The sequence below is a fragment of the Alteromonas sp. KS69 genome, from assembly GCF_003989595.1.
Classification (GTDB): Bacteria; Pseudomonadota; Gammaproteobacteria; order Enterobacterales; family Alteromonadaceae; genus Alteromonas; species Alteromonas naphthalenivorans.
Genome location: NZ_PYHU01000051.1, coordinates 1 through 3211 on the forward strand (window position 1 = coordinate 1; position 3211 = coordinate 3211).

Here is a 3211-nt window from a genome sequence, read left to right on the forward strand (position 1 = left end):
TTGTTAACACCAAGCGACTTTGTCGTATCTTAATTACCAAGCGATTCTGTCGGTCATTTTTTTATGTGCCTGTTAGTGTTTTGTTTTTTGAATACTAGAAGGCATGTTGAGGATGATTGTGATGGATTCTAAAGCTCAACTCACCGTTGATATAATAGCTAAAGTGGTTGAAGGTAAAATATCGATTGCCAATGCTACCAAGTTACTCAATAAATCCCGACGTTCAATTGAACGCTATATAAAACGCTATCAAGAAGTCGGTATTCAGTTTGTGGTGCATGGTAATTGCGGTAAATCACCCCCGAATAAAACGCCTATTTCGATAAAAAAAGCCGTTCAAGCGTTAATTAAGGATAAGTATTTTGATTTGAATTTACTGCACTTAGCCGAGCAGTTGGCTGAGAATGAACACATTGTTGTTAAGCGTGAGACCTTACGTGGTTGGGCGCACGATATTCATCATGTAAAGCGAGCTAAGCGTCGTCGTAGCCATGTTCGTAAACGCAGAGAACGTATGGCCGCACCGGGCTTAATGATGCAAATGGATGGTAGTCCGCACCGTTGGTTTGGTAACAAAAAGCATTGTCTCATTGCGATGATAGATGATGCCACCAGTGAAGTTTATGCTGAATTCTTCCCATCAGAGACCACCGTTGGATGTTTGAAAGTCATGCGTGACTGCCTTGAAAAGAAAGGTGTGTTTAAAACACTTTATGTGGACAGAGCCGGAATCTATGGTGGGCCTAAGCGTTGTAACTTCTCACAAATGCAACGCGCTTGTGAGGAGCTGGGCATTGAAATTATCTTTGCCAATTCCCCACAAGGTAAAGGGCGCGTTGAACGAGCGTTCGAAACCTTCCAAGACAGGTTGGTGCCCGAACTTAGGTTGAACAATATCAACGATATCGCCGCTGCCAATGCTTACCTTAAGCATGTCTTCATTCCGCAGTTCTGGCAGTCGAAAGTCCAAGTGAAATCAAAGCAAGCACCTGAATTTACGCCTCTGTCAAAACACATCAACCTTGATGATATCTGCGTCATTAAAGACCATCGTAAAATACGTAACGACCATACCTTCAGTTATGGCAACAAATTCTACCTCATTGATTCACCGCTCAAGCACTCCATTGCCAATCAGAAAATCGAGATAAGGAACACGAGTAAAAAAGGGTTTACCGCTCACTTCGCTGGTCGCAAACTGAAGATCTCGGAAGTTAATGAGCCAAGCAAACTGGCATCAGAAGACTTGGCAGTACAGAAGAAACTTGAAGTATTAGCGTTAATCGAAAAGCTCGGAAGCGTCAGTGCTGCATCACGCCAAAGTGGCGTCTCACGAGACACTATTCATCGGCACTTAAGAATGGTTAAGCGAGGTGGCCCTGATGCGCTAAAACGGCAAGAAACGCCTAACATACGGCATAAAAACTGTGTAGATATGGAAATCGAGAAAGCGGTAATCGAGTTCTCTCTTGAACATCCTCACCTTGGTCAGCAGAAGGTGGCACATAAGCTAACAGAAGCATTAGGCATTGATGTTAGCCCAAATGGCGTGCGCAGTATGTGGTTGAGAAATGATATGAATACAACCGCACTGAGAATTGAGAGATCACTAGCTTTGCATGAATCAGCATAATAAATAGCCAGTTGTTTAACTGACTACTTTTCAATTACAACAACTGTTGCCCTCTTGAATTGGAGGGCACTTCACTGTTCCATATGAGCAATAAACGCAGCAGTCGCCGCTCAAAGGCTTTAGCAGTGTTTTACATTTAGTGCATTCATAAAAAAATTGGCATGCAGTGGTTGGCATTTCTTCTTGCTGGCTGTAATCGCAATGTGGGCAAGTAATCGTCGATGAGAGTTCTATTTTCGCCATAGTTTTGTGTTCCTCTGAGGGTTTCAATATCGTTCAACTAGCGACGGCCTTACGACTTCACTAATGAAGGATAACCAGCATTCTTTGTAGCCTTTGTTAGTGCATCAGGATTTGTTATCTCATCGTCAAATGTTACAACAGCAAGTTTATTTTCAAATGTCACTTCCACTTGTTTAACGCCTTTAACGCGCTCAAGTGCTTTTTCTACTGTTATCGGGCACGTTACACAATCCATAGACGGAACTTCTAACGTAACAGTTACATCTTTTGCAAACGTCGCCGTGCTGCTTATCAACAATAAAGTTGTAATCAATAACTTCTTCATTTTTCTCTCCAATTAGAGTTAAGTGGTAGCACCTACACGACCCATATGATCCAGTAGTTGCTGGTAACAAAAACAAACGCCAACAGTGTGGTAAACCAAAATACTGCTTTTCGTCGTGTTCTTACCTTTGGGACTGCACAAGCCTCGTCATCCGCACAGTTTTCAACAGGCTGATGTATCTTCCACCCAGCAAAGCCAAATAAAACTACAACCACGAATATAAAAATAGGACGATAAGGGTCTAAGAGTGTTAAATGACTAATCCATGAACCACTTATACCCAATAAAAGTAAAACAAGAGGCCCGGCACAGCAGGCACTTGCACCGATTGCTGCGGCAAGCCCGCCTAAGATTGATAGTTGACTACTTTTTGCCATATTTACGTTTATTACACTGTTCTTTTAAGCACAGCATAAACTCCGTATATGGGTACGGAGTCAAGTGATGAGTCATTTTACGGTTGAAGTGACTGAATGATTGGGCAATCTTTATCACTTGGATTAGTTTTACAGTCTGAAATGAGCGAGACAAGGCTGTCTTTAAGGTTAAGCAAATCTCTTAACTTATCTTCAATTACTGCAAGCTTTTGCTCAGCGAGTTGCTGAACATCTTCACAATTACTAGCACTTAATATTAATAATGATGATATTTCCGCCAATGTAAAACCTAAATACTGTGCACGCTTTATGAACAATAGTCTTGAAAGTGCTTGTTCTGTATATTGCCTGTATCCCTGTATCGGTTTGATGGGTTGTTCAAGTAAGCCTTTGCGTTCATAGAAACGAACGGTCTCTACACCAACATTTGCCTCTTTGGCGAGTTTACTGATTGTATACATTGGCTACCTTTAATATTCTGGTTAATTCAATAATATACAAAACGTCTAATTAACTCATGCTTCAAAGGAAATATTTGCATATTTATTGAAGTGGATAATACTAACTGTTACCTTAAATGCGACAAAGTCGCTCGGTAATTAGACCGACATAATCCCTTGGTAATCACACTAG

At 41.3% G+C, this 3211-nt stretch carries 5 protein-coding genes; 1 reads left to right on the plus strand and 4 read right to left on the minus strand.

What is annotated here, in order from left to right; all coding sequences use genetic code 11:
• Positions 1 to 112: 112 nt before the first annotated feature.
• Positions 113 to 1633, plus strand: a complete 1521-nt coding sequence (locus C7Y69_RS20785) for an ISNCY family transposase (RefSeq protein WP_024016316.1) — start codon at positions 113 to 115, stop codon at positions 1631 to 1633.
• A gap of 30 nt (positions 1634 to 1663) precedes the next feature.
• On the opposite strand, the gene C7Y69_RS22000 is transcribed toward C7Y69_RS20785, so the two are convergent.
• The 4 genes from C7Y69_RS22000 to C7Y69_RS20805 all read right to left on the minus strand — a co-directional run bounded on the left by C7Y69_RS22000 (position 1664) and on the right by C7Y69_RS20805 (position 3039).
• Entirely contained in the window at positions 1664 to 1876 is a 213-nt protein-coding gene (locus C7Y69_RS22000; protein WP_080589192.1) for a GDCCVxC domain-containing (seleno)protein, read from the minus strand.
• A gap of 49 nt (positions 1877 to 1925) precedes the next feature.
• The gene (gene merP, locus C7Y69_RS20795) at positions 1926 to 2201 is read right to left on the minus strand and encodes a mercury resistance system periplasmic binding protein MerP (RefSeq protein ID WP_014951208.1); all 276 of its coding nucleotides are present in this window, start codon (positions 2199 to 2201) and stop codon (positions 1926 to 1928) included.
• Between the two features lie 32 nt (positions 2202 to 2233).
• Positions 2234 to 2578 carry a mercuric transporter MerT family protein gene (locus C7Y69_RS20800; protein ID WP_014951207.1) on the minus strand — a complete coding sequence of 115 codons (345 nt, stop codon included), beginning with the start codon at positions 2576 to 2578 and terminating at the stop codon, positions 2234 to 2236.
• 77 nt (positions 2579 to 2655) lie between these two features.
• The gene (locus C7Y69_RS20805; RefSeq protein WP_014951206.1) at positions 2656 to 3039 is read right to left on the minus strand and encodes a MerR family transcriptional regulator; all 384 of its coding nucleotides are present in this window, start codon (positions 3037 to 3039) and stop codon (positions 2656 to 2658) included.
• Between the last annotated feature and the right edge of the window lie 172 nt (positions 3040 to 3211).

Excerpts from the sequence above, each read along its gene's own strand:
- C7Y69_RS20800 (WP_014951207.1), bottom strand. The coding sequence starts at position 2,578 with ATGGCAAAAAGTAGTCAACTATCAATCTTAGGCGGGCTTGCCGCAGCA.
- merP (WP_014951208.1), bottom strand. The coding sequence starts at position 2,201 with ATGAAGAAGTTATTGATTACAACTTTATTGTTGATAAGCAGCACGGCG.
- C7Y69_RS22000 (WP_080589192.1), bottom strand. The coding sequence starts at position 1,876 with ATGGCGAAAATAGAACTCTCATCGACGATTACTTGCCCACATTGCGAT.
- C7Y69_RS20805 (WP_014951206.1), bottom strand. The coding sequence starts at position 3,039 with ATGTATACAATCAGTAAACTCGCCAAAGAGGCAAATGTTGGTGTAGAG.
- C7Y69_RS20785 (WP_024016316.1), top strand. The coding sequence starts at position 113 with ATGATTGTGATGGATTCTAAAGCTCAACTCACCGTTGATATAATAGCT.